This is a genomic window from Actinoallomurus sp. NPDC052308, from assembly GCF_040679195.1.
Classification (GTDB): Bacteria; Actinomycetota; Actinomycetes; order Streptosporangiales; family Streptosporangiaceae; genus Actinoallomurus; species Actinoallomurus liliacearum.
In genome coordinates this window covers 331,673-356,752 of the sequence record NZ_JBFAUM010000003.1, presented here as the reverse complement: position 1 = coordinate 356,752, position 25,080 = coordinate 331,673, and the positions used below count along the sequence as shown (strand labels likewise).

Here is a 25,080-nt window from a genome sequence, read left to right as displayed (position 1 = left end):
ACGCGTCTTAGGAGTAGCGGCGGGCGTAGGCCTGGGCCAGGGACAGGACGTTGTTCACGTACGACTGCGAGTGGTTGTAGGCCCAGATGGCGCGGGACAGGCCGCTGCCGCCGCGCCCGGCGCCGCTGGCGCACAGGTACTTCGCCGCGGCCGGGACCGCGTCGTAGGGGTCCATGATGTCGGCCTTGCCGTCGCCGTCGCCGTCGACGCCGTAGGTCCGCCAGGTGGCCGGCATGAACTGCATCGGGCCCAGCGCGCCGGCGCTCGACGGGCCGGTGTTGCGCCCGTGGTCGCTCTCGATCTGCCCGATCGCGGCCAGCACCGTCCACGACAGGCCCGGGCAGAGGCGGGCCGACTGCTGGTAGAGCGCGAGGTACGTGCCGGGGCGCCCGGCCGGCGACCGCTGCTGCTGCGCCGGCTGCCCCTGGGACTGGGTCGCGGACTGGTGCAGGTCGATGACCTGGCTGTGCGCGCCGACGAGCTTGCGCAGTTGCGAGCCGAGCATCGCGTGGTCGGCGCCGGGCGCGTTCACGAGGAGGGCGAGGTCGTGGACCAGCCCGATCCGGCGCCCCATCTCGCGCCCGACGAGCACGTTGATGCCGGGCAGGCCCAGCGAACCGGAGCCGCCCATGGTGACGAACAGCTGCGTCCGGCCGATGATCGGATACTGCATCGACTCGCGCAGCCCGAACTGCTGCTGGACCTCGTCCGTCACGACGAACCGGTCCTGGGCGAGCGCGTTCCACAGCCCGTCGTTCTTCGCGGTGCCGGGCGGGGTCCAGGCACGGAACGCCGACGGGTCCACGGCGAACATGTTCACCCGGCCGCCCTGCAACTGCACCGCCCCGGCGTCCACGGTGATCAGGTCCCGTACGCGCTTGACCTGGGAGACCGAGCGCAGCCGCGCCGAGGTGACCGGGCGGTCGGCGACGACGAGGAAGTCCGGGTCGACGACCCGTCTCAGCGCGGCGGGCTGCTCGGTGCTCGGCACGATCGTGGTGACGGGCCCGTTCGTGGCCCTCCGCCCCGAGGCCGCCGCACCGTCGTCCTTCGGCGTCGTCTTCGGCGCGGCGGTCACGACGTACACCGCGCCGCTGGCCGCGGTCGCGGTGGCAGCCAGCGCGATGGCCGCGACGGCGGCCGGGAGTCCTCTGCGCACGAAACGTCTCATCGCTACTCCCAACGATCGGACCCGGACGGTAGTTACCCATGACTCGCGGGGACTCGACAGGCATGGCCCGACGGACAAGGATCATGTCACCGGGCTTGCCCGAGCCTGGCGCAACGTGAGTAAATTTCGTGTTATGCCCCCCGTCACACCTCAGACCTGGCGAAATTGGGCCGGTAACCAGCGCGCCACACCTCGCCGCGTGGTCACGCCCCGGTCCACCGCGGACGTCGCCGCCGCCGTCAAGGCCGCCGCCGGCGCCGGCCTGCCGGTCCGGATGACCGGAACCGGGCACTCGTTCACCGACGTCGCGGCGACCGAGGGCCTCCTGCTGCGGCCCGACGGGCTCACGGAGCTGCGGTCGGTCGACACCGCCACCGGCCTCGTCACCGCCGAGGCGGGGATGCCGCTGAAGGTGTTCAACGAGCAGCTCGCCCAGCACGGCCTCGCGCTCGCCAACATGGGGGACATCCAGGAGCAGACCCTGGCCGGTGCGACGCAGACCGCCACTCATGGGACCGGGCGCGACGCGGCGGGCCTGGTGTCGCAGATCGCCGGGCTCGAACTCGTGCTGGCCGACGGCAGCGTCGTCACCTGCTCCCGTGAGGAGCGGCCCGAGCTGTTCGACGCGGCGCGCGCCGGCCTCGGCGCGCTCGGCGTCGTCACCGCGATCACCTGGCAGACCGTCCCGGCGTTCCTGCTGGAGGCGCGGGAGGAGCCGATGCGGTGGGAGGAGGTCCTGGAGCGCCTGGAGGAGTTCGCCACCGGCAACGAGCACTTCGAGTTCTACTGGTTCCCGCACACCGACGGCTGCCTGACCAAGCGCAACAACCGGGCGGCCGGCCCGGCCGAGCCCCTCGGGCGGTTCCGGCACTGGCTGGACGACGAGTTCCTGTCCAACTCGGTGTTCGGGGTCGCCAACCGCGTCGCCCGCCGCTTCCCCGCCACCATCACGACGATCAACGGCGTGTCCGCGCGGGCCCTCGGCGCCCGGACGTACACCGACGTGTCGCACAACGTCTTCACCAGCCCGCGCCGGGTGCGGTTCAAGGAGCAGGAGTACGCGATCCCGCGCGAGGAGCTGGCCGACGCGCTGCGGGAGGTCCGGGCGCTCATCGAGCGCCGGGGCTGGCGGATCTCCTTCCCCATCGAGGTGCGCCTGCTGCCGCCGGAGGACGCCTGGCTGTCCATGGCGTACGGGCGCGACAGCGCCTTCATCGCGATCCACGTGTACCACGCGACCCCGCACGAGGAGTACTTCCGCGGCGTGGAGGAGGTCCTGACGCCGCTCGGCGGCCGTCCGCACTGGGGAAAGCTGCACACGCGGGACGCCTCGTACCTGGAGGGGGTGTATCCCCGGTTCGGCGACTTCCTCGCGCTACGCGACCGGCTCGACCCCGAACGCAGATTCGCGAATCGCTATCTGACCCAGGTTCTCGGCACGTGAAGGCCGTAGACTCCCTGGTGTCGCATTCCGCTCGCGCGGCGTGCTGATTCCCTTTCGCTCCGACCGGTAACCGCGCAGGACCCTTCTACCGTCAGCATCCACCGATCCCCCGGCCGCCTCCCACGACAGCGACCGCGTGAGCCACGCAAGAGGGACGGCATCACGCGGCAAAGGATCCACAAGAATGGTTAAGCCCCCCGCCCCCGTGGCTTTCGAGCAGGCAAGCTGGGACGACACTGCGGGAACTTGACAAGGATCACGTCGCGAGGGCGGCGATGTTCGGACATGCCGGGTACGGTGCTGGCGGGCAGGTGCGTCCTGACGCGAGACTGGTAGGACCGGGGGAAGGGCACGCATGCGCCCCGAGCCGCGTCGGACAGGGCACGAAAGGACACGCATGCAGGAGCTGCGCCTCGTCGCGGTCAGTGAGGACGGGTCGTACCTCGTCCTCGCCACCGCGGGACGGGGCACCCGGTTCACGCTGCCAATCGATGATCGGCTGCGCGCCGTGGTCCGTGGACATTTCTCCCGCCTCGGCCAGTACGAGATCGAAGTGGAGAGTCCCTTGCGTCCCAAGGAGATCCAGGCTCGCATCCGCGCTGGAGAGACAGCGGAAGAGATCGCCGAGACGGCCGGCATTCCGGTGGAGCGTGTCCGCTGGTTCGAGGGACCGGTTCTCCAGGAGCGCGAGTACATGGCGCAGCAGGCTCAGCGTGTGCCCATCCGACGCCCGGGAGAGTCCTCACCCGCCCCGGCCCTCGGCGAGCTCGTCGAGGAGCGTCTCGGCCGCCGCGGCATCGACCTGGAAGAGGTCGAATGGGACTCCCGCAAGTGCGAGGACCTTACGTGGCGGGTCAGCCTCGCCTTCTACTACGACGGCCGGCCCTACTCCGCGGAGTGGGCGTACGACCCGCGACGCCGCCACATCTCGGCCGTGAACGACGAGGCCGCGCGCCTGTCCTCGCTCGACGTCGAGGAGCCCGTCGACGACACGGTCACCCCGTTCATGCCGCGCCGCGCCATGAAGGTCGTCGGCGACCCCCTACGCGGCCAGCCGCGCGACCAGGCTCCGCCGCCTCCGCCCGTTCCGGTCCCCGGGCCGGTCCTGCGGGAGGAGCCGCCGGCCGAGCCGGCCGTCGTCCGCGACGTTCCCAAGCCGGTCCCCGACGAGCCGGCCGCGCTCACCCCGCGCCCCCGTGAGGCCCGCCCGGAGATCGTCGCCAGGCCGCAGGAGCTGACCGTCCCGAGGCCCGCCCCGGCCGCCGAGCGCCCGGCGCCCGCGCCGCAGCCGGCCGAGCCCGAGCCGGTCGCCCCGCCCGCCGCCGCGCAGTCGCCGGCCACGCCGGCCCCGGCCGAGCCCGAGCCGGCCCCGAAGGCGGCCGAGCCGAAGCAGCCGCAGCGCTCGGAGGAGGAGCGCGTCGAGGCCGAGCCGCCGGCTCCCCGGCCCGCCGCGCCGAAGCCGATCGCCCCGCGGCCCACCACGCCGAAGCCACGCGACGCCGAACCGGCCGCCGCGGCCAAGCCCGCGACGCCCGAGCCCACTCCGGCACCGAAGCCCGCCCCTGCGCCCAAACCGGCTCCGGCGAAGCCGGCCGCCAAACCGGCCGCGGCCAAGCCCGCCGAGAAGCCGGCGGAGAAGGTCGCCGACCGTCCCGCGGCCGCCGCGGCGGCGAAGCCCGCCGCACCGCCCGCTCCGGAGAAGCGCCCGCCGGCCCGGAAGAGGGCCCGGAGCAAGCGCGCCTCGGTCCCGTCCTGGGACGAGATCATGTTCGGCGCCCGCCGCCCCGAGTAAGCCGACGGGCGGCGGAACCCGGACCATCGCCTGCAGGCCGGCCGCCGAGGTCGGTTGTCGTCGTCGGTCGCGGCGGCGGACGGGCACCGTACGGTGGGCCGGTGCGCTGATCGGGGCCGGTCTCGACGGCTTGAGGCAGGCATAGCGCTCGGTGAGGCCGCTGCCGGCGAGCCCGTTGTCGGGACGAATCACCCGGCAGCACGGGCTTTCACCGAGCATCGCGCCCGCCCTGAGCCGGCCACTTCCCGTCACCCCACGAAGCCCGCCGACCCTTGGTCGCCCGCGAAGCCGTGGCGCGTGATCCGGAGAAGCCGTCGTGCGTCGTCCGCGCCGGTCGCCGCGATGGCGGCCCCGCTCGTCAGAGCGAGCAGGTCGTCCACGCTGAGGCCGCCGTCCACGGCACCGGCCCGTCGGGCTCGGGCGAGCAGCCTGTCCGCGGTGGACCGCATCGACCGGTGCCAGTCGTCGAACAACGCGGTACGGCGCTGGTCGTCGTCGTCCGTCCCGGCGAGCGCCAAGGCGCGCTTGGTGGCGACGTGGACCACGAAGTCGTCCAGCCAGGTGAACAGGGCCTCTGCCGGCGATTCGGCCTCGATCAGGGCGGCGCCCCGCTCGCAGAGCGCCGTCACCTCGTCCGCGTACACCGCCACGATCAGGTCGCGGCGGGTCGGGAAATGCCGGTAGAGCGTCGCGTTGCCGACGCCCGCCCTGCGGGCCACCTCGTCCAACGCGACGTCGTGCCCGCGCTCGTCGAAGAGCTCCCGCGCCGCCGCGAGCAGCGACTCGGCGTTCCGGGCCGCGTCCGTCCTGCGCGGTCGTCGGGAGTCCCGCGGACTGCCCGGATGCGCCATCGTCGTCTCCATGGTTGCGAAGTGGGGAGTTCCCCACTTAGGTTAGCGCACTATCCGGGGAGCTCCCCGTTTCGTCGTCCGCCCGCGAGCAGGCCGAGCGGCGCCCCTCACGTCCCGCGAGCAAAGGATCGTCATGGCCATCACGGTTGAAGATCGCTTCGCCGTCACGGAGTTGATCGCGATGCACGGGCACCTGTGCGACAGCGGGGAACTGGACCGCCTCGGCGAGGTGTTCACCACCGACGTGACGTACGACGTCCCGGATTTCGGGCAGAAGATCGTAGGTGTGACGGCCCTCGCCGAGGCGGGGCGCGCCCTCGGCGAGCGGAACCCGGTCGGCCACCACGTCACGAACGTGGTCCTCAGCGAGCAGGCCGACGGCCACGTGCACGCGCGGTCGAAGGGAATCGGCATCTACGCGAACGGCACCAGCGGAAGCGTGACCTACGAGGACACCGTCGTGCGCGTGGAGAACGGCTGGCGGATCAGCCACCGCACGGTGCTCGCCCGCAGAGCTCCCCTGGGCGGGTGACGGCCGCGCCTCCAGCGGCACGCCGTGCCCATTGGAGGCGCGGCGGGCTCAGAGGCGTACGACGACGAGGGCCGTGTCGTCGGCCGCGCCGCCGGCGACACCGAGGTCGGTGAGGACCGCGTCGGCCAGCGGCTCGGGGTCCAGCCCGCGGTGCCGTCCGACGCTGTCGGCGAGGCGGCCAATGCCGTCGTCGATGTCCTCGCCCCGGCGTTCGACGAGGCCATCGGTGTACAGCACGAGCGTGGCCCCGGAGGCGTAGCGCCGCTCGGCCTGCGGCCGAGGAGTGCCCAGGGGTTTCAGGCCGAGGGGCGGGTCGGTGGCCTGGTCGAGGAGGTCGACCGTGCCGTCGGGCTGCAGCAGGACCGGCGGCAGGTGGCCGGCGCAGCTGTAGGTGATCTTCTGCTCGGCCTTGTCGATGACGGCCTGCACGGCGGTGCTGGCCAGCGCCCCCTCGACCGAAAGCGCGTACCGGCCGAGCGCCTGGAGCGCCGGGGCGGGCTCCGCGAGGGAGTGGACGGCGGTGCTGAGCGCGCTGCGCAGCTGCCCCATCACTCCGGCGGCGGACAGCCCGTGCCCGACGACGTCCCCGACCGCCACCGCGAGCCGGGTCTCGTCCAGCTCGATCAGCTCGTACCAGTCGCCGCACACGTGCAACGTGTCGACCGCGGGCAGGTAGCGCACCGCGACGTCACCGGGCCGCTGGAGGTCGACCTCCGGCAGCATCGCCCGCTGCAGCGTCAGCGCGACCTGCCGCTCCCGGGCGTACGCCCGCCTCAGCTCCTCGTAGCTCTCATAGAGCTCCTTGGCCCGGCCGAACAGTTCGGCCTCCATGGCCTGGTGCCTGACCGGGTCCTCCTGCGCCTGATGCGTGACGAACGCGGTCACATCCTCGGTACGGACCACGAACAGCACCGCCTCACCGTCCAGGCCCAGGACGGGGCTGGTGAACGTGCTCCAGTACCGCTCCTCGAACTCACCGGGGCGGTCCGCCACGGGAATGTCGTACTTCTGCGGTCCCTGGATGTCCCGCTGGCGCGTGACCGCGGCCCGTCGCACCGACGTCTTCAGGCTGCGCGAGCCCCGCAGCCCGGCGTCATGCTCCGTGGGAAAGGCATCGAACATGTACCGGCCGAGGAGTTCCTCCCTCGTGCGTCCTGTGGTCTCGAGGTAGGACCGGTTCGCCTCCACGATCGTCAGTTCGGGAGTGAGCACCAGGCACGGACTCGGAGTGGCCGCGAACAGAGCCTCGTAGTCGATCTCGGCAGCCGTGACACACCTCCGGGTACGTGCAGTGATTACCCAGAGTTTATGAGAGGCTCGGCGATGACCTGCGACAACGCCCACCGACGGGTCGATCACCGGCCCCTGGGTGATCGCTGGCCCGCTACTGCGCCCGATGGGCCGACGGACTCGGCCGCTCCCGTTCGGGGGCGGGCAAAAGTCTCGGGGAAAGTGCGCGCCGTCGGGTGATTCGTCCCAATGAAGGGCCTACTCACGGCGGCTTCACCGAGCCTCGCGCGCGCCCACGCACCAGCCGATCCACACCGCGACGCCCGCACGGCGCGCCACGTCACGCAACGGACCATCACGGCCAGTCTCGACGTCACTGAGCACCACATACAGGCCATACCGCCCCGGCCCGGCGCCGTCGGGTTCCGGCCGAACCATGATCACTGGCCATCACTGCGTTCTAGAGTCAGCGAACGCCAGTGATCTTGTGGTCAGCCAGCCACTCGATCCGACTCAAGCCAGGCCACGGATACTTCGACGCAGCTGGACTGCGCTTCTCCGCTGCGACTCGACTTACGCCACTCGGTCTTGATCAGGTTCGGTCGATCCCTGGAGCCCACCTCCGGATCACGCCGATCGATCGACACGAAGCCAAGTGATCGCGACTTCGACGCAGCTGGTGTTCTCCTCGCCGCTACGTGTCGACTTTCGCCACTCAGCTCCGATCAGGCCCGGTCGATCCATGTCTGCCCCATCGCTCCGACGATCATGCCGATCGATTCCTCGGGCGACAGTGCCGCCGCCCGCAACCGATCGTAAGTCAACGTGATCTCGGTGATCTCTTCCTTCTGATCGATCAGTCGCCCTCCTCTACGGCCCTCCGCGAAAGCGACCGGTGACTGATCGACGAAGTCGAAGATGGTGAATGGCCCAGTAGCTCCGGTCAGTTGGGCGGCGGTGAAGGGCAGCACCTGCAAGTTCACGAAAGGAAGGCGGGCCAGATCGACGAGCCGCCGAAGCTGCGCGAGGGTCATCTCCGCGTTTCCGACCGGCTGCTTCACAACCGTCTCGTGCAATACGACCCAGAGCAACGGCGGGTCGGTGCGGTCGAAGAGCGCTTGTCGATCGAGGCGTGTCGTGACACCGGCTCCGATGTCCTCATCGCTGATCATCGGCCGGTTCGCTCGGATGACTGCTTGCGCGTAGTCCTCGGTTTGGAAAAGGCCGGGGATGAGGCTGTTGGCCCAGATGCTGATCTTGTTGGACTGGGATTCGAGTTCGACGTAGTGCTCGAACCAGCGGGGGGCGGAGCGGACGAGCTCGGCCAGGCGGGTGAGCATGTCGGGCAGGGCGAACAGTGTGTCCGCGCGCTCGGGGAAACCGTCCGGCGGGTTGCGGCGGGCGGTCTCGACGCTGGCGACCGTGGACAGCGCCCAGCCGAGCTTGTGGGCGAGTTCGTCGAGGGTCCAGCCGTTCCGCTCGCGCAGGCGGCGGACCTCCGCGCCGAAGAACGCGCCGAGCGAGGAGAAGGCGTCGAGCTTGCGGGGTGGGGGCATGCGGCACCTCGATTGTGAAATCCGAATCCCTCCGCAGCGTAATCACGTCGCGACACTCTGTCCTGGTGAAATCCCCAACCAACAGGAGGAAGTCGTGACGCGCTGCGCTCTACCGGGAGAGGTCAGCGGGGTGCTGCTGGCCGACGTGCGGCTGGTCAACACGCCGGAGTCGGCGTCGGCGGCGCGCCGGATCGTGAAGGCCGTCACCTGCGCCTGGGGCGCGGCGGCGGTCGCCGACCGCGCCGAACTGCTCGTCTGTGAGCTGGTCGCCAACGCCTCCAGGCACGCGCGTGACCGGCTCGGCACGAATCTGCGCCTGGTCGTCTCCCGCGACGGCGAACGGCTGCGGATCGAGGTCCACGACACGGATCCGGCGCTCCCCCGGATCCGGCACGGCGGGCTGCTGGAGGAGAACGGCCGGGGTCTCCTGCTCGCCGAGACGCTGGCCGACCGGCTCGGCTGGCAGGTCCTGGCGCGGGGCAAGAGCGTGTACGTCGAGCTGATCGCGTGGCCGGCGGCGGGACTGCCGCGCTGAGGGGCCTCTTCTCAGGGGGCTGTCAGGCGGTATCAGACGGATGTGCGCGGTATGTCAGAGCGGTCGGAGACAGTGAGGGTCGTACACATATAGACCTCACGGGAGAAGACCCCCATGACTTACGCGATCCAGGCGGAGGGCCTGGTGAAGCGGTTCGGTGAGACGGTCGCCCTGGACGGCGTGAGCCTGACGGCGCGCCCCGGCACCGTACTCGGCGTGCTCGGCCCGAACGGGGCCGGCAAGACCACCGCCGTCCGCATCCTCGCCACCCTGCTGCGGCCCGACGAGGGCCGCGCGACCGTCGACGGCCACGACGTCGTGCGCGAAGCGCACCAGGTCCGGCAGCTGATCGGGCTGACCGGGCAGTACGCGTCGGTCGACGAGATGCTGACCGGCACGGAGAACCTCGTCATGATCGGCCGGCTGCTGGACCTGTCACGGTCGGAGGCGAAGGCGCGCGCGGCCGAGCTGCTGGAGCGGTTCGAGCTGTGGGACGCCCGCGACCGCCCGGCCAAGACCTACTCCGGCGGCATGCGCCGTCGGCTGGACCTGGCGGCCAGCCTGGTCGGGCGGCCGTCGGTGCTGTTCCTCGACGAGCCGACCACGGGCCTGGATCCGCACGCCCGCGGCGGGCTGTGGGACAACGTCCGCGGCCTGGTCGACGACGGTGTGACCGTGCTGCTGACCACGCAGTACCTGGAGGAGGCCGATCTGTTCGCGGACGAGATCGCCGTGATCGACCGGGGCAAGGTGATCGCCAACGGCACCCCCGACCAGCTCAAGACGCAGGTCGGCGGGCAGGTGCTCCAGGTCCGGCCGGTCGACGAGCGGGACCGTGAGACGGTCGCCGGTCTGGTCAGCATGGTGGTCGGCGACGGGATGCAGGTCGAGGGTGACCTGGTGACCGCGCCGGTGGCCGATCCGGCCGTGTTGCCGACGATCGTCCGCCGGCTCGACGACGCGGGCGTGCTGGTGGCCGAGCTGTCGCTGCGCAAGTCGACCCTCGACGAGGTCTTCCTCGCCCTGACCGGCCACCGCGCCGATCCCGCCGACACCGCCGCCGAACTCGTCACCGAAGGGAGCCGGGCGTGACCGCCTCCACCGTCGCCGCACCCCGTACGCTGACCCGGCGCGTCAGCCCCGTCGCGACCCTGCGGCACACCGCGACCCTCGCCTGGCGCAGCCTGGTGCAGATCAAGCACAACCCGATGGAACTGATCGATCTCAGCATCCAGCCGATCATGTTCGTCGTGCTGTTCGCGTACGTGTTCGGCGGGCAGATGGCCGGGGGGCCGACGAAATACCTGCAGTTCGCGCTGCCGGGGATCATCGCGCAGAACGCCATGTTCGCCACCATGAACACCGGCTTCCTGCTGAACACCGACCTGACCAAGGGCGTGTTCGACCGGCTGCGCAGCCTGCCCATCGGGCGGATGTCGCCCCTGGCCGGGCGGATCGTCGCGGACACCGTCAAGCAGGCCTGGTCGATGGCGATCCTGATCGCCGTCGGCATGATCATCGGCTTCCGTGTGAAGACCGACGTCGTCCACCTGCTCCTGGCCTTCCTGCTGCTCCTGGCCTTCGCGCTCGCGTTCTCCTGGATCGCCGTGCTGATCGGCGTACTGGTGAGCGAGCCGGACAAGGTAATGATCTTCGGGTTCACGACGGTCTTCCCGCTCAGCTTCACGAGCAGCGCGTTCGCGCGGGTCGACACGATGCCCGGCTGGTTGCAGGCCTGGGTGAAGGTCAACCCCGTGACGCACCTCGCCGACGCCACCCGCGGTCTCATGAACGGCGGCGCCGTCGCGTCCCCGGTCCTGAAGTCCCTGGTGTGGGCGGCGGGCATCGCGGTGGTCTTCGCGCCGCTCGCGGTCCGCGCGCTGCGCCGCCGGGTCTGAGGGCCGTCCGTCTGATGCGGGCCCTCACCGTATGCGGGCCCGCGCCGGCGCGGGCCCGCATACGGTGAGGGACGGGAACGGGTCCGAACGATCGCCTGCGCGACCGGGCCGCCGCCGCCAGCCATGCGGGACCGCTCGCCGGATACCGTCAGGCTGTTACGGTGGCGCGGTGGATTCCGTCGACCTGGGCCTGATTCACGCGCTGCGGCTGGACGGCCGGGTGTCGTTCCGCGCCGTCGCCGAGGTCCTCGGCGTGTCGGAGAACACCGTGGCGCGCCGCTACCGGCGGCTGCGGGGCGAGGGCCTGCTGCGGGTGGTCGGCACCGTCAACGGCGCCCGCCTCGGCTACGTCCCCTGGACCATCCGGCTCCGCTGCACGCCCGACGCGGCGAGCAGGGTCGCCGAGGCGCTCGCCACCCGGGAGGACACCTCATGGGTGTACCTGCTGTCCGGCGGCACCGAGATCTCCTGCAACGTGCAGGCGCGTAGCGCCGACGAGCAGGAGGCGCTGCTGCTGCACCGGTTGCCGCGGACGAGCCGGGTCGTCTCCGTGTCCGCCCACCTGCTGCTGCGCGGCTTCGCGCTGCCCACCGGCTGGGCGGGCGTGGCCGCCCTGTCCCCCGAGCAGGTGGAGCGGCTCCGGCCCGAGCCGGAGGAGGCCGAGGACGGGCCGGTCACGCTCGACGACGGCGACCGGGCGCTGCTGCAGGCCCTGTCCCGCGACGGCAGGGCCCCGTACGCGGAGCTGACCTCGGTCACCGGCTGGTCGGAGTCCACGGTGAGGAGGCGCCTGACGGCCCTGCGCCGGACCGGGGTCCTGCGGTACCAGCTGGACGTCCCGCCCGCGGTGGTCGGCTTCGCGGCCGAGGCCCGGCTGTGGATGAGCATCCGGCCGGCCGAGGCCATCGAGACCGCCGAGGCGCTCGCGCGGCACCCGGAGGTCTCGTTCGCCGCGCTCACGACCGGCCCGACCAACCTCCTGGCGGCCGTGAACTGCCGGGACGCCGGGGACCTCGCCCGCTACCTCACCGAGCGGGTCGCCGCCCTCGGCGGCATCCAGTCGATGGAGACCGCGCCGATCATCCGTACGGTCAAGCGTGCGGGGTCGCTGTTCCCGGGCGGGCCGCCGGTCAGTGGTCGGTGATCGGGTCGATCCCGAGGTATTCCGCGACGTCCGTGATCCGCATCGCGTGACCGCGCGCGTACGCCTCCGCGTACCGCTCCTCGCCGATCGCCTCCCGTACGGCGTGCTCGATCCGCGGCGGATCCTCGAGCGACCGGTCCTCGGTCCCGCGGATGCCGACGGCGGCCCCGAGGAACGATGCCGCGAGCTCGTGGTCACCGCTGCGGAGCGCGTGGTCGGCCAGGCCGACGAGGGCCTGCCCGATGATCGGGGCGTCGTGCGCCACCCACGCGTACCGGAACGCCTCGACATGTCGGGCCCGCGCCGCGTCGAGATCGCCCTCCACCCCGTGGAGCATGGCGAGCTGGGTGTTGATCATCGAAGCGAACTGCGGCGGCCCGCCGGGCCACTCTCCGAGGACGATGTCCTCGAGCGCGGCGCGTGCGGCGTCGAGGTCGCCGCGGCGCCGTGCCACGTCGGCGGTGGTGAAGCGGACGACGGCGACGTCGATGGGCGAGCCGCGGCGCTCGGCGCCCCGGAGCGCGGCGTCGAGCTCGGCGCGGGCCCTCTCGTCGGCGCCGAGCGAGGCGTAGGCCTGGGCCAGCCGGACGCGCAGGTGGCTGGACTCGTCGAAGCTGCCCAGGTCCAGCGAGTAGCGCAGGGCCTCCTCGATGTAGTCCTTGGCGGACAGCGGATCGCCCTGCCACAAGGTCAGCTCGGCGAGCCCGGTGAGCGTCAGCGACATGCCCCAGCGTTCGCCGAGGGCGCGGAACTCGTCGAGCGCGTCGGTGAAGTTCCGGCCGATCTCCCGGACCCGGCCGAGGTTGATCAGCGCGTGCCCGCGGATCGTCCCCACGGTGGCCCGGAGCCACGGGTCACGGGCGTCGCGCAGGGATTCCACCGCCGCGAGCGCGTCCTCGATGCGGCCGTCGAAGATCAACAGGCCCAGCGGAGCGATGCGGAGCATCGGATGCAGGTCGTCCGGCGGGATGCCCGCGCAGGCCTCCATCGCGGCCTCGATCCTGTGCCGCATGTCGTCCCTGTCGCGCAGCATCGGATCGTCGTCGATCTTGCCGATCATCCAGTAGAGGGTGGCGACCGCGTGCGCGACGGCCGGCCCCTTGCCGGACACCGCCAGGGCGTCCCGGGCGAGCTGCTGCCCCTCGACGCGCATCCCGCGCAGGAACCAGAACCAGCCCAGACTCGCGACGTAGCGGAGGGCGAGCGCGGCGTCCTGCACCTCGATCGCCCAGCGCAGCGCCGAATGAAGGTTGTCGTACTCGGCGATGAGGCGGTCCAGCCACCGCAGCTGATCACGGGTGCGCAGCTCGGGCTCTGCCGTCTCGGCCAGGCGGAGGAAGTGGTGCGCGTGCGCGCGGCGGACCCTCGTGGCCTCGCCCGCGTCGGACAGCCGCTCCGCGCCGTACGCCCGGATCGTCTCCAGGACGCGGTACCGCCCGGTCGCATCGATCTCGACGAGCGACTTCTCGACCAGCCCGGTGAGCGCGTCGAGGACGTCGTCACCGCAGACGTCCTCGATGCTCTCCAGGGTCGCGCCGCCCGCGAAGACCGACAGCCGTCGCAGCAGCGCGCGTTCGGCGTCGTCGAGCAGCTCCCAGCTCCAGTCGACGACGGCGCGCAGGGTCTGGTGCCGGGGCAGGGCCGTACGGCTGCCGCCCGTCAGCACGCGGAACCGGTCGTCGAGGCGGTCCGCGAGCTGCGTGGCGGTCATCGTACGGAGGCGGGCGGCGGCCAGTTCGATGGCCAGCGGCATACCGTCGAGGCGGCGGCAGATGGCGAGGACCGCGGGGAGGTCGGCTCCGGGGTCGAAGCCGGGCCGCACCGCGGTGCCGCGCTCGACGAACAGGCGCACGGCGGGGTAGTTCAGTGCTCCGCCCGGCGGCGAGGGCGCCCGGCCGGAGTCGGCGGCGGGCCGGTGGGCCTCGGCCGGGCCCTCCGGCGGGAAGGCGAGCGGAGGCACCGGCCACAGGCTCTCACCGGTGATCCCGAGCGCCTCCCGGCTCGTCGCCAGGACGCGCACGCCGGGGCAGTCACCGAGCACCCGGTCGACGAGCCGGGCGCAGGAGTCGATCAGGTGCTCGCAGTTGTCGAGCAGGATGAGCAGCCGCTCGTCGGCCAGCGCGGCGACGAGCCGCTCGACCGGTTCGACGCTGGTGGGCGCCGCGCCGAGCATGCCGGCGGTGAGCGCGGTCTCGCGGAGCCCGAGCGTGCTCAGCAGCGCCTGCGGGACCTCACCCGGGTCGCCGACGCCGGCCAGCTCGACCAGCCAGACGCCGCCGGGCATGCGCTCGGTCAGGCCCGCGGCCGCCTCGACGGCCAGCCGGGTCTTCCCCGCTCCGCCGGGCCCGGTGAGGGTGACGAGGCGGTTCTCCTCGAGCAGCTTGCCGACGCGTTCGATCTCCTCCTCGCGGCCGATGAAGCTCGTCAGCCGGGCGGGCAGGTTGCTGCGGCCGCGTGACCGGGCGGGGGTCTGGTCGCCGCGGAGCACGGCGAGGTGGACGGCGCGCAGCTCCGGCGACGGGTCGACGCCGAGTTCCTCCGCGAGGGTGCGGCGGGCGTCCTCGAAGCTGGCGAGCGCGTCCGCCTGGCGGCCGGCGGCGCACAGCGCCCGCATGTACTGCCCGCGCAGGCGCTCGCGGAGCGGGTGCGCGGCGACCAGCGCCTCCAGCTCGGCGGGGTCGGCGCGGCCGAGCAGCAGCAGCGCCTCGGCGTGGTCCTCGATCGCGGCGAGGCGCTGTTCGGTGAGGCGGGCGACGTGGCCGCGGGCGAATCCGGTGTCGGTGACGTCGGCGAGCGGCGTGCCGCGCCAGAGGCTCAACGCCTCGGCCAGGGCGTCCGCCGCGCGGGCCGGGTCGTCCTGCAGCAGGCGCCGTCCGTGCGCGATGAGCCGGTCGAAGCGCCGCAGGTCGACCACGTCCTCCTCGACGACCAGCCGGTACCCCGCGGGCCGGGAGTCGATCGCCCCGGGTGGCAGAGTCCGGCGGAGCCGGGAGATCAGCGACTGGAGGGCGTTCGGGGCGCCGGCCGGTGGATCGCCGTCCCACACGCCGGCGACGAGGCGGTCGGCGGTCAGGACGCGGGGAGCCTCGAGGGCGAGCAGGATGAGGAGGGTGCGCAGCCGGACGCCACCGACCTCCACCGGCCGTCCGCCGTCATCGGTGACCTCGAGAGGGCCGAGCAACGAGATCCGCACGGGTCGATCCTCCCCTGTCCGCCCGGGGCGGCGCCCCGGCTTCTCCGAATTCGCGAGATATATCTCGATGAGTCTCGCACAAAAACGGCGGGTCGGCCTCCCTGCCGACCCGCCGTAACGATGGAAAAGTGGTACTTCGCGCGCTCCCCCTGGCCGGGAAGGACACGGCGCCCCCGCCCCCGGCCGGGGGCGGGGACACGGGGTCAGGCCGCGCGGTCCTGCCCGCTGGCCAGCTCGAACTCCGCGCGCGGCCGCTCGATGCCGCCCAGGGCCACCGTCTCGCGACGGAAGAACAGCGCGAGCGTCCAGTCGGCCACCACGCGCACCTTGCGGTTGACGGTGGGCACCCGCGACAGGTGGTACGTCCGGTGCATGAACCAGGCCGCGAACCCGCGCAGCTTCACGCCGTACACGTGCGCCACGCCCCGGTACAGGCCGAGGCTGGCGACCGACCCGGCGTACGAGTGGCGGTACGCCTTGCGCTCCTTGCCGCGAAGGGTCGCCACGATGTTGTCGGCGAGCCGCTTGGCCTGGCGCACGGCGTGCTGGGCGTTGGGCGCGCAGTACTCACCGGGCCGGGTCAGGTCCGGGACGGCGCCGCAGTCACCGGCCACGAACGCGTCGTCGGCGCCCTCGACGGTGAGGTACTCGGTCGCCACGATGCGGCCCTGCCGGTCCAGGGGCAGGTCGGTGGAGCGGTTGAGGGGATTCGGCTTGACGCCGGCGGTCCACACGAGCGTGCCCGCCTCGAACTCCGTCCCGTCGTCCAGCACGATCCGGCGGTCGACGGCCGATGTGAGGCGCGTGTTCAGCCGTACGTCGATGCCCCGGCGGCGCAGCTCCTCGACCGTGTAGCGGCCCATCCGGTCGCCGACCTCGGGCAGGATCCGGTCGCTGGCCTCGACGAGCACCCAGCGCATGTCCTGCGGGCCGAGCTCCGGGTGGTACTTCAGGGCGCCGCGCGCCATGTCCTCCAGCTCGGCCAGGGCCTCGACGCCGGCGAAGCCGCCACCGACGAAGACGAAGGTCAGGGCGCGGCGGCGCACCGCCTCGTCGTCGGTGGAGGCGGCGGCGTCGAGCCGTCCGAGCACGTGGTTGCGCAGGTGGATGGCCTCCGCGACGTTCTTGAACCCGATGCCGTGCTCGGCGAGCCCGGGGATCGGAAGCGTGCGGGAGACCGATCCCGGCGCCATCACCAGGTAGTCGTAGGAGATCTCGGTCGCCGGGCCGGACGCCGGGCGCACCGTCGCGACGTGGTGGGCGTGGTCGACGGAGACGACCCGCCCGTTCAGGACGCGCGCCTTGGGCAGCACCCGGCGCAGCGGCACGACGACGTGGCGGGCCTCCAGGTGGCCGGCGGCCACCTCGGGGAGGAACGGCTGGTAGGTCATGAACGACTGGGGGTCCACGACCGTGATCGTCGCCTCGTTCGACCGCAGTCGCCGCTGCAGGCGCAGTGCGGTGTACATGCCGACGTAACCGCCGCCGACGATGAGGATGTGGGGAGTGGTCCGGCTCGGGTTCGGGCTCGTGGCCACGGCGATGCTCTCCTCGCTCGACTGCTCGACTTGTGAATACATTCACAAACTACGCCATCGAGCCCGATATTCCAGGGGATCGCCATGTGAAAGATCGCGAAAGTTCACGTTACGCCAAATGAACCGGCGGGTTCCCCCGAGAAATCCGCCACCTCTTCCGATCGTGCCGCCGCATGACCCGCCTTCCACCTCGGTCCGTCTCCCGGCCGTCCGCCGGTCGAGACGGCATCGGCCGCCGGACCGCTTTAGGGTGAGCCGCACGCCCGGTGTTCGGTCCCGACGCCGCGTCGAGGAGCCGCGCGGCCCCCGATGCGCCGAATACGCGGACATCCGCCGGGCGCGGCGTACGATCGTCCCCCGGGAGCTGTATATCGATGATGACCACGTTGTGGCGGCCGGTGTGCCTGGCCGTCGTCGGGCTGCTGTCCCTCACGGGCTGCAGCCTCTTCGGGCAGAACAAACTCGTACGCGGCAGCGTGCCGGACTCGATCACGGTGACCAGTCCGGCGTTCCGCGACGGCGCGCCGATGCCCGTCCGCTTCGCATGCCCGCAGTACGGCGGCCGGTCCAAGACGCCGCCGCTGCGCTGGTCCGTCGCGCAGAACGGCGTCGGCTCCCTCGCGCTCGTCATCGACGACCCGGACTCCCCCAGCGGCGCGTACGTCCACTGGGTGCTCTACAACATCGACGCCACGGCGGCCGAGCTCCTGGAGAACACCGTCCCGCCGCACGCCGAGCAGGCGGTCAACACCGCGCAGAAGGTCGGGTACGCCCCGCCCTGCCCGCCGAAGGGAGAGGTGCACAAGTACCGCTTCACGCTCTACGCGCTGAAGGACAAGGTGCCCCTGAAGAACGGCGCGAGCCTGGGCGACGCCCTGGCGGCGATCGCCTCCCGTACGATCGCGCGGGGCCGGCTGACCGCGATCTTCCAGGGAGCGGTCGTGAAGTCCTGAGGGACGGGTGCGCCGGACCGTCGCCGCGCGCCAGGAGGCGTGGAGCGGGCATGGCGGCACCAACGGGTCTGAGGGCCAGTAGTGTGAAGGTAGATGTGTGCGAACCGTATGACAAGGGTCATAGCGGTCGGCGACAATCGGTCTAGCTCCTTGGGGGGCCCGGTGCCGGTGATCATGGGAAAAGGTCTCCGCGTCGGCGTCGACCGCTAGACCATGGCGTTGGGTGGTAGCTATGTGGGGTCTGATCGTTGTCCTTGGCCTGGTCGCGGTCGTCATCCTGGTCGGGGTGCTCGTCGCCCTCGGCATGAGGGCGAGCCGGTCCGGAGACGAAGACGACTGGATGTCCGACGAGGAGCAGCCTCGGGGCCGCCGCGCCGGCAGATCCCGAGGCCGCCATGGCGAGGGTGACGAGGCGGTGGAGGACTCGTACGGCGGCGGCGACATGCGCGTGGCCGGTGCTCCGCTCCCGCAGCAGCAGCACCAGTTGCCCGCCGCGCCGATCGCCGGCCCGGGCGCCGGTCCGGCGCAGCTGCCCGCCCCGGTTCCGGCCGCGCCTCCGGGCAGCCGGAACAACGAGGACATGGACGACGACGAGTACTGGTCGACCATCACCTTCGACAAGCCGAAGTTCCCCTGGCGGCAGGACGCCGGGCAGCCGTCCGAGGCGCGGGGGCAGGACCCCCTGGGCCAGCACCAGGCGGCGCACCCCGAGCCGACGCCGCTGGCCGGCCCGCAGCCGCAGGGCATGCCGCTCGCCGGCCAGTCCCCGCACGGCGGCTCGATCGACTCACCGGCACCGCCGACCAGGCCGCAGCCGGCCGTCCCGGCCCTCGACACGCCGTCGACGCCGCCCGGCCCGCTCGATATCCCGTCGCTCCCGTCCGCGCTGGACATCCCGTCCTCCGAACGGGCGGCCGAGACGGTGGCCGGTGACGAGATCCCGGCGTACGGCTCGACCGAACAGAGCGGCGGCTTCTCGCCCTCCTACCCGAGCGAGCCGTCCTACTCGTCCGAGGCGCCCTCCTACTCGTCCGAGGCGCCCTCGTACTCCTCGGAGGCACCTTCGTACTCCTCCGAGCCGTCCTACTCCTCGGAGGCACCGTCGTACTCCTCCGAGGCGCCGTCCTACTCCTCGGAGTCCCCGTACTCGTCCGAGCCCTCGTACGGCGGCGACCGCCCGTACGGCGCGGACCCGACGAGCGGTTACGGCGACGATCCGCTGAACACCGGCGAACGCCCGGCGTACGGCTCGAGCTCCCCCGCCGCGCCGACTCCGCCGTCCGCGCCGCCGGTCCCCTCCCCGCTGGGATCCTCCGCCCCGCTCGGCTCGTCCCCCTCGATCAGCGGCAGCGACGACGGACCCGTCGTCCCGGCCGTCGACGAGCTGCTGGCCAAGATCCAGCGGCAGCGCGCCGGAGGCGGCGAGGGAGACTCGGGCGGCTCCGCCCCGGTCTCGCCGAGCCCCGCCAAGTTCGACCCGCTCACCGACCCGCTCGACACCGGCGACCACTCGTACCGCTCCTCGTCGGCCGGCTCCTCCACCGGCGGCGGCTGGTCGACGGGCTCCTACGGGTCCTCCGACTCCTACAGCGGTGGTTCCGGGGACTCCTCCTACGGCTCCTCGACGAGCGGCTCGTACGGGTCCGACCCGCTGTCCGGCGGCTACAGCTCGACCGGCGGGTACAGCACCCCCTCCTACGACAGCGGCTCCAGCGGTTACGGCTCTTCCCCGGCGTACGGCGGCGACTCGTCCTCGTACGGCTCGGGCTCGGGCTCGGGCTCGGGCTCGGCGAGCCAGGACGACCCGCTCGGCGGCGGATACACCGGCTCGTCGTCCTCGTCGTCGGACTCGTACGGCTCCTACGGCGGCACGTCCACCGGCGGCTACTCGAGCACCGGCGGCTACCAGGCCTCCGGCTCGTCCTACGGCGGCTCGGACTACCTGGGCTCCTCCTCGCCCGGCTCCGGCTACGACCTCGGCTCCTCGACGCCGGGGTCGGGCCAGGCGTCCGACGATCCCAACGCGACGCAGGCCTACCCGAGCAGCCCGTACGGCACCTCCTACGGCGACCGGAAGACCGACGACAAGCGTTCGGACGACTGGGGCTCCTACGGGGACCATCGCGGCTGAGGCCCCTCGCCCCGACACGACCGTGGGCTCCGTGGTTCATGCGAACCACGGAGCCCACGTCTTTTTCCCGAGGGGGTCGGTTTCGTCCACCCGGCGGTCGCGGCGGGAGAGACGTACACCGCGGGATATAAGGATCCCTCCGGAGAGGCGGCGAACGACCGTTCGATTGCATGGCAACCGTTTGACCACCCCCAACACGCTGCGTGAATCTCTCCTACGCACTCCGTACACGGACAGCGACTCAGGAGATCATCCATGCCTCTTAAGTTCGTCGGAATCGACCCATTCACCAACGGGGATAACTGCCCCACCGTGTGGGTGGACGAGAAGACCAGCGAGATCGTCATTCAAGGATGGACCGCGGACCCGGATACTCGGAGGGAATGCCTGGCGACCGGCCCGATACCCGACCACGAGACGGTGCTGCGGCTACCGGCGCGAATGGCACCGATCCTGAAGGAGGCGTGCGATGTCGCCGGAGGTCCCATCGTTCAATGACCTGCTGGCCGAGTGCGACGAGTCGGCCGTCCACCTGGAGATGCGGGACGGCTACACGCCCGGTGATCCCGTCTACCGCGACTGGCGGGCGGGGCTCCGGATCGACGGGCCGGAGCGCTACGCCGAATGGTTCGCGCTCGTACGGACCACCGTCGCCCGTGGTGTCCGGATGCGGCGCGTCCGCATCGTGTCGGAACCACTGGCGGACTTCATCCGTTTCGAATACAACATAACGGGAGGATTGAACGTCGCGGCCGGCGAGCAGGTACGGTGGCTGCCTCGCCGGCAGGCCTCGGACCTGGCCCTGCCGGGCAATGACTTCTGGGTGTTCGATGGCCGGGTCGTACGATTCGGCTACTTCGCCGGAGACGGGGACTTCGTCGGCCACGACGTCTGGGAGGATCCTGACGTGGTGAAGCTATGCACCTCCGCCTTCGAGGCGGCCTGGGAACGCGGGGTCGATCACGATGACTATCGCCCCGCCTGAGCGCCCCCGACCATCGCGAGGGACGGTGTCCATGACCTCACCGTCCTCGTCCGTCCAGGCGGCCCGTCAGGCCATCGCCGACCGGCTGCGGGAGATCAGGGTCGACGCCGGCCTGACCGCCAAGGCGCTCGCCTTCGCCGCCGAATGGGACCGCACCAAGATCTCCAAGATCGAGCACGCCTCCCGGCCGCCCTCCGCGGACGACATCCGCCGCTGGTGCGCCGTCTGCAAGGCCGACGACCAGGCCGCCGACCTCGTGGCCTCGCTGCGCACCGTCGAGGGCGCCTACGTCGAGTGGCGGCGGCTGCAGCGCACCGGCCTGCGCCGGCTCCAGGAGTCCCGCGTGCCGCTGTACGAGCGGACCCGCAACTTCCGCGTCTACTGCTCCCAGGTCGTTCCCGGTCTGTTCCAGACGGCCGCGTACGCCGGGGCGCTGCTGTCGGCCATCACGACGTTCCACGACTCCCCGAACGACGTCGAGGAGGCGGTGGCCGCCCGGATGGCCCGCTCGCACGTCGTACGGGACGGCGACCACCGGTTCGCCGTGCTCGTCGAGGAGTCGGTGCTCCGCTACCAGGTCGGCGGCCCCGAGACCATGGCCGGGCAGTTGCACCACCTGCTGGACATCATGGCGATGCCGTCGGTGTCCCTGGGCGTCATCCCCTTCGACCACGGCGGCCGCCGGATGTGGACCCTGGAGGGCTTCAACATCTTCGACTCCGCCCAGGTCTCGGTGGAGCTGCTGTCGGCGGCGGTGACGGTCACGACACCGGGCGAGGTGGAGCTGTACGCGAAGGCGTTCGCCGAGCTGTCGACGATGGCGGTCTTCGGCACCGCCGCACGGGCGCTCATCACCGCCGCGATCGACGCCCTCGACTGAGCTCCCCCCGCCCGACCCGAGTGGGCCTCCCCTGAGCCGGCCCGGCGGGCGTCCGCCGGGCCGGGGATCGCGCGCCTTGGAGGATCGCGCGCCGGAGACCCGTGCGCCTTAAGCGTGTGCCACACTCGGGCACACTCCTCGCACCTTGCAGGTCGCCGGCTTTAACGTCACGGCAGACGGCCGTGTACCCCGCGCGATGAGGAGAACGCACATGGGCGAGGAGCCCGTCGCCGCGTTAGTCGTCCGGCACCTGCACGAACTGCGGGGCGCGCTCGATCAGGCCGGCTTCGAGACCACTTTCGACCATCCCCACGGCGCGGCACCGTACCTCCGGGCGACCAATCGGCACGCGCCTGTCATGTCGGAGACGATCCGCTGCGAACACCACATCGTGGACGGCGACGCCTACTGGTTCTTCTACTCGTGGGGCCAGCCCATCTGTCCGGCGGTGGACAAGGCCTTGGCGGCCCGGGAGATCAGTCGCGTGATCGGCAACCGCGCCTCACGTCTCCGGACGGACACATGAGCGAACGGGGCGAAGGAGGCCGCATGAGTTATGACCAGGAGCTGAGCGAGTTCCGGCAGATCCTCGACGATCTGACCGTGGTCGGACACCTTCGCCGCGACGCCGAGCTCGCCGAGCTGCACCGACTGATCGGACGCTACCCCGACGAGGCGCGGGAGATCTGCGCGAAGTTCGACGGCGCGTTCGACAAGCCCGCGTGACCGAGCCCCCGGCCCGATCGCGCGAACGGACCGAGCCGCGGTGGCGGTGACCACGCCCCCGCCACCGCGGCTCGACTCATGCTCGGCTGCCGGCCCGCACCGCAACGGTGAAAGTTTCACCGGTAAAGTTCGGTAAATTACTCTGTCAGGATAAGATCCATCGTGCGCTCCCACCGTCCGTTCTGTCCCCGCGAGACGGAGAAACGCGCATGCATCACCACCGAGGTCACCTCTCCCGCCGGGCGCTCCGCGCCCTGACCCTGCTGTCGGCGGCAGTGCTGTTCCTGGTCCCCTGGGCCGACGCCGCCTTCGCCCACGGCTCGGTCGTCGACCCCGCCTCCCGCAACTACGGCTGCTGGCTGCGCTGGGGAAGCGACTTCCAGGACCCCGCGATGCAGCAGCAGGACCCGATGTGCTGGCAGGCATGGCAGGACAACCCGAACGCCATGTGGAACTGGAACGGCCTGTACCGTAACGGCCTCGGCGGCAACTTCCAGGCGGGCCTGCCGGACGGGCAGCTGTGCAGCGGCGGCCTGACCGAAAGCGGCCGCTACCGCTCCCTCGACGTCCCCGGCGCCTGGAAGACGACCGCCGTGCACAACACGTTCTCGGTACACCTGATGGATCAGGCCCATCACGGTGCCGACTACCTCCTCGTCTACGTCACCCGGCAGGGGTACGACGCCCTCACCCAGCCCCTGCGCTGGAGCGATCTGGAGCTGATCCGCAAGACGGGCAAGTACGCGCCGGGCAGCGACTACATCGTCGACAACCTCAGCGCCCCGGGCCGTACGGGCCGCCACGTCGTCTTCACGATCTGGCAGGCCTCGCACATGGACCAGGCGTTCTTCTTCTGCAGTGACGTGAACTTCGGCTGACCTCCGTTCCCGGCCGCCGGTCCGCGCTCGCACGGACGGGCGGTCGACGGCCGCTCGAGCGGGGATGGTGAGGGGGTCCGCTCCGGCGAGATCCGCCGTAGCATCACGGATGTGATCGGCACGCCGGGAGAGGGCGCGAAGCTCTTCGCCATCAGCGACCTGCACGTCTCCTACTCGGAGAACCGGAAGCTGGTGGAGGAGCTGCGTCCGCGGTCGAATGACGACTGGCTGCTCGTCGCCGGCGACGTCGGCGAGAAGTTCGACGACATCGCGTGGGCGCTGGACACGCTGCGACGACGGTTCGCGACGGTCGTGTGGGCGCCCGGCAACCACGAGCTGTGGACCCACCCGCGCGACACGACCGGGCTGCGCGGCGAGGCACGCTACCTGCGGATCGTCGAGCTGTGCCGGGCCATTGGCGTGCTGACTCCGGAGGATCCGTACGCGGTCTGGCGGGGCCCAGGCGGCCCGGCCGTCGTCGCGCCGCTCTTCCTGCTCTACGACTACACGTTCCGTCCTGACGGCGTCACGACCAAGGAGGCCGCGCTGGCGCAGGCCTACGAGGAGGGCGTGGTCTGCACCGACGAGATGCTGCTGCACCCGGACCCGTACCCCACACGCGACGCATGGTGCCGGGCCCGGCTGGCGGCGACCGAGCAGCGCCTGGCGGCGCTGGATCCGGAGCTGCCGACCGTACTGGTGAACCACTATCCCCTGGTGCGGGAGCCGACCCGGATCCTGCGCCACCCGGTGTTCGCCCAGTGGTGCGGCACCGAACGGACCGCCGACTGGCACCTGCGTTTCCGGGCGACCGTGGCCGTCTACGGCCACCTGCACATCCCGCGCACGACCTACCACGACGGCGTGCGCTTCGAGGAGGTCTCGGTCGGTTACCCGCGCGAGTGGCAGAAACGCCCGGCGGCACCGTCCCTGCGGCAGATCCTTCCGACACCATGATCGAGGAGTTGCTGCCACCGGAGGCGGTGGGCGAGGACACCTTCGACGACGCGCCCGCGACGACGCTGTTTCCCGAAGAGGAGGCGCTGCTCGCCCGCGCCGTCGACAAGCGCCGCAGGGAGTTCACCACCGTACGGGCGTGCGCCCGTACGGCCTTCGCGCGCCTCGGCGTCGCCCCGGCGCCCCTCCTCCGGGGCGAACGCGGCGCGCCGATCTGGCCGGACGGGATCGTGGGCAGCATGACCCACTGCGACGGCTACCGGGCGTCCGCGGTCGCCCGGTCCCGCGACGTCCAGACGATCGGCATCGACGCCGAGCCCAACGGTCCGCTCCCCGACGGCGTCCTGGGGGCCGTGTCCCGCCCCGAAGAGCGCGCCTGGCTGACCGACCTGCTCGCCGCCGACTCCGGCGTGCGCTGGGACCGCCTGCTGTTCAGCGCCAAGGAGTCGGTCTACAAGGCGTGGTTCCCGCTGACCCGGCGCTGGCTGGACTTCGAGGGCGCGAGCATCACCGTGGACCCCGACGCCGGAACCTTCACCGCCGCGCTGACCGTCCCTCCCCCGCAGGTCGACGGCCGCCCCTTGACCGGTTTCACCGGCCGCTGGCTCGCCCGCGACGGCCTGATCCTCACCGCCATCTCCGTCGTACGCCCCCCTTCCTGAACATTCGGTGAACGAGGCTCCACC

At 71.6% G+C, this 25,080-nt stretch carries 25 protein-coding genes; 17 read left to right on the top strand and 8 right to left on the bottom strand.

Going from position 1 to position 25,080, the window contains the following annotated elements:
• Positions 1-7: 7 nt before the first annotated feature.
• Positions 8-1,159, bottom strand: coding sequence for a lytic transglycosylase domain-containing protein (locus AB0L00_RS13030; RefSeq protein ID WP_364432457.1), 1,152 nt, complete (start codon positions 1,157-1,159; stop codon positions 8-10).
• A 145-nt stretch (positions 1,160-1,304) separates the two neighbouring features.
• Between AB0L00_RS13030 and AB0L00_RS13025 the strand changes: the two genes are divergently transcribed.
• Both AB0L00_RS13025 and sepH read left to right on the top strand, forming a co-directional pair.
• The gene (locus AB0L00_RS13025) at positions 1,305-2,615 is read left to right on the top strand and encodes a D-arabinono-1,4-lactone oxidase (RefSeq protein ID WP_364432455.1); all 1,311 of its coding nucleotides are present in this window, start codon (positions 1,305-1,307) and stop codon (positions 2,613-2,615) included.
• A 397-nt stretch (positions 2,616-3,012) separates the two neighbouring features.
• Entirely contained in the window at positions 3,013-4,407 is a 1,395-nt protein-coding gene (gene sepH, locus AB0L00_RS13020) for a septation protein SepH (RefSeq protein WP_364432452.1), read from the top strand.
• Positions 4,408-4,655: 248 nt separating this feature from the next.
• Here the strand turns inward: sepH and AB0L00_RS13015 are convergent, their stop codons facing one another.
• Positions 4,656-5,270, bottom strand: coding sequence for a helix-turn-helix domain-containing protein (locus tag AB0L00_RS13015; protein ID WP_364432449.1), 615 nt, complete (start codon positions 5,268-5,270; stop codon positions 4,656-4,658).
• 121 nt (positions 5,271-5,391) lie between these two features.
• Here AB0L00_RS13015 and AB0L00_RS13010 point away from each other — a divergent pair, with 121 nt between their 5' ends.
• Positions 5,392-5,790, top strand: coding sequence for a nuclear transport factor 2 family protein (locus AB0L00_RS13010; RefSeq protein ID WP_364432446.1), 399 nt, complete (start codon positions 5,392-5,394; stop codon positions 5,788-5,790).
• 48 nt (positions 5,791-5,838) lie between these two features.
• Here the strand turns inward: AB0L00_RS13010 and AB0L00_RS13005 are convergent, their stop codons facing one another.
• The 4 genes from AB0L00_RS13005 to AB0L00_RS12990 all read right to left on the bottom strand — a co-directional run bounded on the left by AB0L00_RS13005 (position 5,839) and on the right by AB0L00_RS12990 (position 8,576).
• A complete protein-coding gene (locus AB0L00_RS13005) occupies positions 5,839-7,134 on the bottom strand; it encodes a SpoIIE family protein phosphatase (protein WP_364432443.1) in 1,296 nt (431 codons plus the stop codon).
• A 377-nt stretch (positions 7,135-7,511) separates the two neighbouring features.
• Positions 7,512-7,640, bottom strand: a complete 129-nt coding sequence (locus AB0L00_RS13000; protein ID WP_364433236.1) for a DUF397 domain-containing protein — start codon at positions 7,638-7,640, stop codon at positions 7,512-7,514.
• Between the two features lie 7 nt (positions 7,641-7,647).
• Positions 7,648-7,764 carry a DUF397 domain-containing protein gene (locus tag AB0L00_RS12995; RefSeq protein ID WP_364432440.1) on the bottom strand — a complete coding sequence of 39 codons (117 nt, stop codon included), beginning with the start codon at positions 7,762-7,764 and terminating at the stop codon, positions 7,648-7,650.
• A complete protein-coding gene (locus tag AB0L00_RS12990) occupies positions 7,746-8,576 on the bottom strand; it encodes a helix-turn-helix transcriptional regulator (protein ID WP_364432437.1) in 831 nt (276 codons plus the stop codon). The genes AB0L00_RS12995 and AB0L00_RS12990 overlap by 19 nt, the downstream gene beginning before the upstream one ends.
• A 94-nt stretch (positions 8,577-8,670) precedes the next feature.
• On the opposite strand from AB0L00_RS12990, the gene AB0L00_RS12985 reads away from it, so the two are divergent.
• The 4 genes from AB0L00_RS12985 (at position 8,671) to AB0L00_RS12970 (ending at position 12,153) form a co-directional block, all read left to right on the top strand.
• A complete protein-coding gene (locus AB0L00_RS12985; RefSeq protein WP_364432434.1) occupies positions 8,671-9,111 on the top strand; it encodes an ATP-binding protein in 441 nt (146 codons plus the stop codon).
• Between the two features lie 114 nt (positions 9,112-9,225).
• Complete coding sequence (locus AB0L00_RS12980) at positions 9,226-10,203, top strand: ATP-binding cassette domain-containing protein (RefSeq protein WP_364432432.1); 978 nt, start codon at positions 9,226-9,228, stop codon at positions 10,201-10,203.
• Positions 10,200-11,009: an ABC transporter permease gene (locus tag AB0L00_RS12975; protein WP_364432429.1), complete on the top strand. Its 810-nt coding sequence runs from the start codon at positions 10,200-10,202 to the stop codon at positions 11,007-11,009. Before AB0L00_RS12980 ends, AB0L00_RS12975 begins: the two co-directional genes overlap by 4 nt.
• Before the next feature lie 169 nt (positions 11,010-11,178).
• Positions 11,179-12,153, top strand: coding sequence for an Lrp/AsnC family transcriptional regulator (locus tag AB0L00_RS12970; protein ID WP_364432427.1), 975 nt, complete (start codon positions 11,179-11,181; stop codon positions 12,151-12,153).
• Here the strand turns inward: AB0L00_RS12970 and AB0L00_RS12965 are convergent.
• Positions 12,140-15,346 carry a BTAD domain-containing putative transcriptional regulator gene (locus AB0L00_RS12965; protein WP_364432424.1) on the bottom strand — a complete coding sequence of 1,069 codons (3,207 nt, stop codon included), beginning with the start codon at positions 15,344-15,346 and terminating at the stop codon, positions 12,140-12,142. The genes AB0L00_RS12970 and AB0L00_RS12965 overlap by 14 nt on opposite strands.
• A 203-nt stretch (positions 15,347-15,549) precedes the next feature.
• The gene (locus AB0L00_RS12960; protein ID WP_364432421.1) at positions 15,550-16,926 is read right to left on the bottom strand and encodes an NAD(P)/FAD-dependent oxidoreductase; all 1,377 of its coding nucleotides are present in this window, start codon (positions 16,924-16,926) and stop codon (positions 15,550-15,552) included.
• Positions 16,927-17,258: 332 nt separating this feature from the next.
• On the opposite strand from AB0L00_RS12960, the gene AB0L00_RS12955 reads away from it, so the two are divergent.
• The 10 genes from AB0L00_RS12955 to AB0L00_RS12910 all read left to right on the top strand — a co-directional run bounded on the left by AB0L00_RS12955 (position 17,259) and on the right by AB0L00_RS12910 (position 25,056).
• Positions 17,259-17,837: a YbhB/YbcL family Raf kinase inhibitor-like protein gene (locus AB0L00_RS12955; RefSeq protein WP_345364162.1), complete on the top strand. Its 579-nt coding sequence runs from the start codon at positions 17,259-17,261 to the stop codon at positions 17,835-17,837.
• A 232-nt stretch (positions 17,838-18,069) separates the two neighbouring features.
• Positions 18,070-19,968 (top strand): hypothetical protein, encoded by a 1,899-nt coding sequence (locus tag AB0L00_RS12950; RefSeq protein WP_364432418.1) that lies wholly within the window; start codon positions 18,070-18,072, stop codon positions 19,966-19,968.
• Positions 19,969-20,223: 255 nt separating this feature from the next.
• On the top strand, positions 20,224-20,466 hold the full coding sequence (locus AB0L00_RS12945; protein WP_364432416.1) for a hypothetical protein: 243 nt from the start codon (positions 20,224-20,226) through the stop codon (positions 20,464-20,466).
• A complete protein-coding gene (locus tag AB0L00_RS12940) occupies positions 20,438-20,953 on the top strand; it encodes a DUF6879 family protein (RefSeq protein ID WP_345364158.1) in 516 nt (171 codons plus the stop codon). The genes AB0L00_RS12945 and AB0L00_RS12940 overlap by 29 nt, the downstream gene beginning before the upstream one ends.
• A gap of 31 nt (positions 20,954-20,984) precedes the next feature.
• Positions 20,985-21,833 (top strand): helix-turn-helix transcriptional regulator, encoded by an 849-nt coding sequence (locus tag AB0L00_RS12935; protein WP_364432413.1) that lies wholly within the window; start codon positions 20,985-20,987, stop codon positions 21,831-21,833.
• Positions 21,834-22,044: 211 nt separating this feature from the next.
• A complete protein-coding gene (locus AB0L00_RS12930; protein ID WP_364432411.1) occupies positions 22,045-22,359 on the top strand; it encodes a hypothetical protein in 315 nt (104 codons plus the stop codon).
• A gap of 23 nt (positions 22,360-22,382) precedes the next feature.
• Complete coding sequence (locus AB0L00_RS12925) at positions 22,383-22,559, top strand: hypothetical protein (RefSeq protein WP_364432409.1); 177 nt, start codon at positions 22,383-22,385, stop codon at positions 22,557-22,559.
• Between the two features lie 209 nt (positions 22,560-22,768).
• Positions 22,769-23,437 carry a lytic polysaccharide monooxygenase gene (locus AB0L00_RS12920; protein ID WP_364432407.1) on the top strand — a complete coding sequence of 223 codons (669 nt, stop codon included), beginning with the start codon at positions 22,769-22,771 and terminating at the stop codon, positions 23,435-23,437.
• Positions 23,438-23,551: 114 nt separating this feature from the next.
• Positions 23,552-24,394 carry a metallophosphoesterase gene (locus tag AB0L00_RS12915; protein WP_364433234.1) on the top strand — a complete coding sequence of 281 codons (843 nt, stop codon included), beginning with the start codon at positions 23,552-23,554 and terminating at the stop codon, positions 24,392-24,394.
• The gene (locus AB0L00_RS12910) at positions 24,391-25,056 is read left to right on the top strand and encodes a 4'-phosphopantetheinyl transferase superfamily protein (protein WP_364432405.1); all 666 of its coding nucleotides are present in this window, start codon (positions 24,391-24,393) and stop codon (positions 25,054-25,056) included. Before AB0L00_RS12915 ends, AB0L00_RS12910 begins: the two co-directional genes overlap by 4 nt.
• Positions 25,057-25,080: the final 24 nt, after the last annotated feature.

What these genes read in the sequence shown, in the direction of transcription:
- AB0L00_RS13015 (WP_364432449.1), bottom strand. Translation starts at nt 5,270, where the DNA reads ATGGAGACGACGATGGCGCATCCGGGCAGTCCGCGGGACTCCCGACGA.
- AB0L00_RS12960 (WP_364432421.1), bottom strand. Translation starts at nt 16,926, where the DNA reads ATGTATTCACAAGTCGAGCAGTCGAGCGAGGAGAGCATCGCCGTGGCC.
- AB0L00_RS12925 (WP_364432409.1), top strand. Translation starts at nt 22,383, where the DNA reads ATGAGTTATGACCAGGAGCTGAGCGAGTTCCGGCAGATCCTCGACGAT.
- AB0L00_RS12935 (WP_364432413.1), top strand. Translation starts at nt 20,985, where the DNA reads ATGACCTCACCGTCCTCGTCCGTCCAGGCGGCCCGTCAGGCCATCGCC.
- AB0L00_RS13010 (WP_364432446.1), top strand. Translation starts at nt 5,392, where the DNA reads ATGGCCATCACGGTTGAAGATCGCTTCGCCGTCACGGAGTTGATCGCG.
- AB0L00_RS13025 (WP_364432455.1), top strand. Translation starts at nt 1,305, where the DNA reads ATGCCCCCCGTCACACCTCAGACCTGGCGAAATTGGGCCGGTAACCAG.
- AB0L00_RS12945 (WP_364432416.1), top strand. Translation starts at nt 20,224, where the DNA reads ATGCCTCTTAAGTTCGTCGGAATCGACCCATTCACCAACGGGGATAAC.
- AB0L00_RS12955 (WP_345364162.1), top strand. Translation starts at nt 17,259, where the DNA reads ATGATGACCACGTTGTGGCGGCCGGTGTGCCTGGCCGTCGTCGGGCTG.
- AB0L00_RS12995 (WP_364432440.1), bottom strand. Translation starts at nt 7,764, where the DNA reads ATGGATCGACCGGGCCTGATCGGAGCTGAGTGGCGAAAGTCGACACGT.
- AB0L00_RS12940 (WP_345364158.1), top strand. Translation starts at nt 20,438, where the DNA reads ATGTCGCCGGAGGTCCCATCGTTCAATGACCTGCTGGCCGAGTGCGAC.
- AB0L00_RS12920 (WP_364432407.1), top strand. Translation starts at nt 22,769, where the DNA reads ATGCATCACCACCGAGGTCACCTCTCCCGCCGGGCGCTCCGCGCCCTG.
- AB0L00_RS12950 (WP_364432418.1), top strand. Translation starts at nt 18,070, where the DNA reads ATGTGGGGTCTGATCGTTGTCCTTGGCCTGGTCGCGGTCGTCATCCTG.
- AB0L00_RS12990 (WP_364432437.1), bottom strand. Translation starts at nt 8,576, where the DNA reads ATGCCCCCACCCCGCAAGCTCGACGCCTTCTCCTCGCTCGGCGCGTTC.
- AB0L00_RS12930 (WP_364432411.1), top strand. Translation starts at nt 22,045, where the DNA reads ATGGGCGAGGAGCCCGTCGCCGCGTTAGTCGTCCGGCACCTGCACGAA.
- AB0L00_RS12980 (WP_364432432.1), top strand. Translation starts at nt 9,226, where the DNA reads ATGACTTACGCGATCCAGGCGGAGGGCCTGGTGAAGCGGTTCGGTGAG.
- sepH (WP_364432452.1), top strand. Translation starts at nt 3,013, where the DNA reads ATGCAGGAGCTGCGCCTCGTCGCGGTCAGTGAGGACGGGTCGTACCTC.
- AB0L00_RS12910 (WP_364432405.1), top strand. Translation starts at nt 24,391, where the DNA reads ATGATCGAGGAGTTGCTGCCACCGGAGGCGGTGGGCGAGGACACCTTC.